This is a genomic window from Microbacterium sp. 13-71-7, from assembly GCF_002257455.1.
Taxonomy (GTDB): Bacteria; Actinomycetota; Actinomycetes; order Actinomycetales; family Microbacteriaceae; genus Microbacterium.
The window spans coordinates 1-5,006 of the sequence record NZ_NCKN01000266.1 but is presented as its reverse complement, the minus strand read 5'-3'; the positions used below and the strand labels follow the sequence as shown (position 1 = coordinate 5,006).

Below are 5,006 nucleotides of genomic sequence, written 5' to 3'. Positions count from 1 at the left end.
GCGGCTCCATGCCGTACCCGCCGGTGACGCTCACCCACTCCGCCCAGCTGAGCATGTCCGTAAACCGTTCCGTGCCTGCACCCGGCCGTGTCGGGCGGACAAGGCGGGCAGGTGCCGTCCGCCAACTCTTCCCGAGCGTCTGACCGGCAACCGCGTAGTCAACAAGGTCCGCTGCCCACAGAGTGCTCAGCCACGGCTGGGTAGCAGTGACATCCACCCCCGGCACATCCGTGAACGCCTCCAACTGCTCAGTCGTCATCGTCCGCCACTGCTGGACGGCCGCCACCATCCGCATCGCCCGCTCATGAGTGCGAGAGCTTTCGATGCGACGCCAGGCATCCGACGGGCGGACCTTCAACTCGTAGGGGATGCTGCGGATAGCGCCCGCTTTGATGAGCCGCGCCGTGTCCGCGCGACTCCACCACGACTCGCTGCTGCCCCCACGCCACAGCGAACCCCAGTACGGGTCGATGCGGCACGCGGTGCGGCGAGGATGCGTCGGCGTCTTTGACATCAGCGCCGAGAACGGAATGGAGCTCATGCGGGCGGTGGCAACCGGTAGTCATGCCCGAGGTAGTCAGCCTCAGACTGCGGGACGGCAGCGGTCGGCGCCGGCGGCATACCGAGGGGCGGATGATTCGCGACAGCGGGTGTCAGCCCCGCCGCCTGCGCAGCAACGAACTCGGCGCCACGAATCGCCTTGAAGTCGGGGACGGCGACCGTGAACGGTGCTTGCGGGCCCTGATGCAGGGTCGTGCGGATGATGGCCGAATAGCGGGGGAGGTTGTAGACGTCCGCGGCTCCCCACTCGGCGCCACCGGTCGACAGTGCCCGCACAATCGAGTCGACGACACCTGAGTCCTTCTGCGCGAACGCGACCAGGGTGCCGAACCCCATCACCGTCGTCCGCACTTCCTTGTCCAGTTGCTCCGGGAACTGTGTCGCAAACTTCGGGCGTACACCGTATGCGCGTGCGTCATTGCGGAACCAGGAGATGACCGTCGGGTTCATGCCCGCAAGGTGCTTCAACTCATCGGCGTAGATGCTCGTGCCACGCCCGTCATCCCACCACCCGACGCAGTTCCGCTGAATCTCATCACGGAGCGTGTACATCATGATGCCCGCCAGTTGCGCGCTGAGCTCCTCATCCAACATCTCCCCGTCAACGGACCCGAAGTTCACGACAACGGACGCGTGACGATTCAACAGGGACGCCCACGACGCCCGCTTCGGCCGGCTCCACCAGTGCTCCGCCGCAGACAACTGCTCCATCTTGTTGCGTGGTGCTTTCACAAGCGCCTGCCGTTGCGCGGCAGTCCGCTGCGGGTCATACAACGGCGATAGCCCCTCGGTGGCCTCACGTGCGTCAGCGTCACCAGTGCGGTCCGCTTTCATGCGGAGCACGTCGGCGACCTGCTTGCCGAGGTCGTCACCGCGGGATGTCAACAGGATGTTCGCGTAATGGAACGGGGACCGCCCGGCCTCCAACCCGCGGACCTCGGAGATGACATCGGGGGTGACAGCGAACGCCGCAGTGAACACGCGTGTCAGCGTGTCGAACGACTCCGAACCGATGCCATCACCGAACACGTACTTGAGCGCGTTCACGACCCGGCGGGCACGACCCACCGCAGGCCCCGTCGTCGGGAACAGTTCGATGCCATACGGGTTGTTCACATCGGACACATCGATGCGGATGATGTTGTCACCCGCCGCCTGCGACCAAGCGGTGTACGACGCGGTCGCCTTCGAGTCGTTCTTCGTGTCGAAGGCAATCATCCCGTGCCCATTCCGCAGCGACGGCGACGTCGGCAGCAAACCCGTGCGTGCGGCAGCGTCATAGCCCCACAGCGCCCCCAGCAGTTCGCTCTTACCGGAGCCCGCCTCACCCAACGCCATGACACCCGACCACATGTCATCCGCGGACAAGAACGCCGGGGCGCCCGCATTCGACCCAATCAGCGGACCGACCGGTTCCCGCAACGCCGGGGGAGCAGTTCGCTCCTGCACGGACTCCGCACCCGACTCCGCACCCGAATGCGGGGCCACCAACGTCAACGGGGTGACCGCGCCCACCAGGAACGTGTTCGGATGCAGCGGGTAATCCCCATCCTGCGGCGGTGTCGGGTTCCCGTTCTTATCCGTGCCCGCACGCTTCGGCGCATGCGGTGGCACCAACAACGACGGAGGTATCGGTAGCCCGCCTGCACGCAACGCTCGGCGTGTACGGGACGCCGCCGAGGGAAGAACACCGCGCGCGCTCAACACCGCACAGGACGCCAGCAGAACACTCGCGGCCACCCCGACCGGAAGCACCTCCGAGTAATCGACAATCGACGGCAGGAAGATGCCGGCGGCGAGCGCGGCAACCGCGGAAGCCGAGAACCCGAAAGTCTGACCGCGTGTGCTCACAACATCCGCGCGAGTCCGCAAATCGAAACCCGGCAGGGCACTCGCGATGCGCTTCACCGCACCCCGAGCGGCGTTCTTCGACGCGGCCCCCGCCCACAGTGAGATGACAACAGCGTCGGTCTCCAACGAATGATGCGTGTACGTGCCCCGATGCTCCAACCAACGCTGATTGCGTTTCGTCTCCGCACGTGACGGCCGCCGCACCGCAATCGCCACCCACTCACCATCACGCAACGTCGACGACGCCACATCAGTGACCACACGGATGTCCGCACCGACCTGCGAGTTGCTGCCCGCAATCGACCCACGCTCATGGCGCAGGCAAGCCACAACCGGGGTGCCGGCAATGTCCGGGACGTCCACCGGCTCCGAATGCGCGGCCACCGACCGGGCAAGCGCGAACGCCGTCCGCTCCGACCCCGGCGCCGACCGCAACAGCACCTCATGGCGCAACAGCGAACCCTCACGGCGGAGCAAGAACACCGCCCCATTCGAGGCATCCGCGAGCGCCGCAGACACCCGTGAGCGCAAGGCAGTGGGGTTAGGTTCGAGACTCCCCGCCTTCGTGAACGCATATGCATCGAACATTGGTGACCGGGTCATAAGAAGTACCCTGCAAAAACGGCCGAAAACGCCCAAGAATCAGAAGCCCCCGTTTCCCGGGCTCACGTCCTCCACGTCGTCTCGCCCTCTGCGTCGTCTCTGTGCTTACCGCCCTTCCCGTTACTTCCCGTCGCCTTATGACCTTGCTGCGCTGCGGTCCGCTCCGGTTCGTGCCGTTCAGGGTGGTGCGCGTGCCGTCTTCGTGGGCGTTCCTGTGTTGCGGTTGTTCGCCTCGCTTCGCGATTCGCATGCCGGCTTGATGCCGTCTTGCGTGTGGAGGTTCGGGTCAGGTCTTAATGGGACGGTGAGGGCCTTGATGGATCATGAAGGGCCATGACGGGACAGGGGACAGGAGCAGCGCACCAAGGGACACAACGAAATCCTCAAGAACACCAACGGGGTGCGCCCGGGGCGCGACCCACGCACCCCGAGCGCCCCGCAGCCCACGAGCAACACCACGGGCCAGAACGGCACAGAACGCAACAGAAAGCGGCGACCGAACAACGACGGCACGACGCGAAGCGGCGGGACGGAGGAAGTGAGGGAGCCTCTCATCTATAGGGGGCTGTCGCCCGCGGCCCGCTGTCGCGGTCAGGGTGGCATGCTGCTGTCGCACCGCCGGGGCGAGCACCGCGCATAATGGAGACGCGGTGTTCAAGATTCATGCGTAAGCGAGCGGCTGCCGGGACGCAGTTGTGAATCGCAGGTTCATGGTGAGGACGACCGCAGTCCCAGAGGGGGCGAGCTAGGTGGTGTAGGCCACCAGTGACGCTCGCCTCCTCGTCCTTATCTGGCCGTTGCTTCTCGCCTTTTCCAGCCCTGTTGATGTTGATGGCGCGTGCTCAGCCTGCTGCTGTCGCACGCTATCAATGCCTGCCGCGCATGAGCTTTGCATGGCCTCCACCGACGACATCATCGAGACCCTGCGCGAACATATCGGCGGGGAGGGTGACCTCGCCCTCGTTGAAGTGAGCGACCTGCGGGATGCGGTCAATGAGCTCGCACGGTTGAAGGCTCAGGCGGTCACACTGCAGCGTGTGCACTCGACGTTCGCTGCCGAGGCGACCACGGACGTGACCGCACGGCGTGTGGTGAACCTCATCGAAGGTCGAGTCGATTCGTCGTCCGTTGCGGGTGAGGTGGACACGCCTGACGTCGCTGCTGCTCCGCAGACTGCGAAGCGTGACGTCATGACGAACATCGGTCCCGCGAGCATCGGAGGCGCGAAGTGACGAGCGTGCTCGAGCACGGTGCCGTGACGGATGCGATTCAGCCCACCCCGCTATCCCGGATGTGGACGACGACCTGCAACTGCCACGCACCGCACCCGGGTGACAGCAGCCGAACCTGCCAGCATCGTGGTCGGAACCTGCGGGAGGGGGTGAAGCTCGGGTCGAGTGCGAACGCGGAGCAGCACTGGGTGGAACGCCGCCAGCAACTGGCGTTCGGGTATCAATTGGCTGTGCTCACCGAGCGGTACGACAGCGTTGCGATGACGCCCGGGAAGCACACCAGTGGGTCCACCGCGGATGGCGGGAACTGGAGGCGGTGGACGTCGGACACGCCTGTCATCTATTCGATGCGTTCCGGGCAGCTACGGGTCTATCAGATGCCGCGCCCGCGTCGCCGCCAGGCGCGGCGGGTCTACGAGGTAACGGCGGAATCCGCTTGGGGTCGTCCGACTTGGGAAAACCGCTTCGTCAGCAGTCAGCTTCTCGGAGCCATAGTCCGCATGTCAGAACGCGTGACTGGCTTTCATCCGTCGAGCAACAATGTGAGCGCGGTCGTCGCCGAGGTCGCTTACCCGTTTCTCCGAAACGTCAGGGCACCAGCGCTCGACATGGCACGTTTCGACTCAATTCCTGTCGGGCTGTCAGCGGTGATGCGCTCATCAACAGCAGGCGAGGCGACGCGACACCTGCTGGGGAGACGCGGGGTGCGCAAGGACAGCGTGAAAGCAGTGGCGGTCGCTTCGGTCTCCCGTCTCCAGG

General features: G+C 65.3%; 4 protein-coding genes. 2 read left to right on the top strand and 2 right to left on the bottom strand.

The features are described from left to right. Together B7X32_RS18365 and B7X32_RS18360 are read right to left on the bottom strand one after the other, a co-directional pair. A partial coding sequence (locus B7X32_RS18365) for a hypothetical protein (protein ID WP_292722974.1) occupies positions 1-541 on the bottom strand: 541 nt, incomplete at its 3' end. Continuing rightward, positions 538-2,895, bottom strand: a complete 2,358-nt coding sequence (locus tag B7X32_RS18360) for a hypothetical protein (protein ID WP_292722971.1) — start codon at positions 2,893-2,895, stop codon at positions 538-540. The genes B7X32_RS18360 and B7X32_RS18365, both read right to left, overlap by 4 nt. 1,013 nt (positions 2,896-3,908) lie before the next feature. Here B7X32_RS18360 and B7X32_RS18355 point away from each other — a divergent pair. Next, positions 3,909-4,247, top strand: coding sequence for a hypothetical protein (locus tag B7X32_RS18355; protein WP_292722968.1), 339 nt, complete (start codon positions 3,909-3,911; stop codon positions 4,245-4,247). Between the two features lie 188 nt (positions 4,248-4,435). Continuing rightward, the coding region (locus B7X32_RS18350) for a hypothetical protein (RefSeq protein ID WP_292722965.1) at positions 4,436-5,006 on the top strand (571 nt) is incomplete at its 3' end.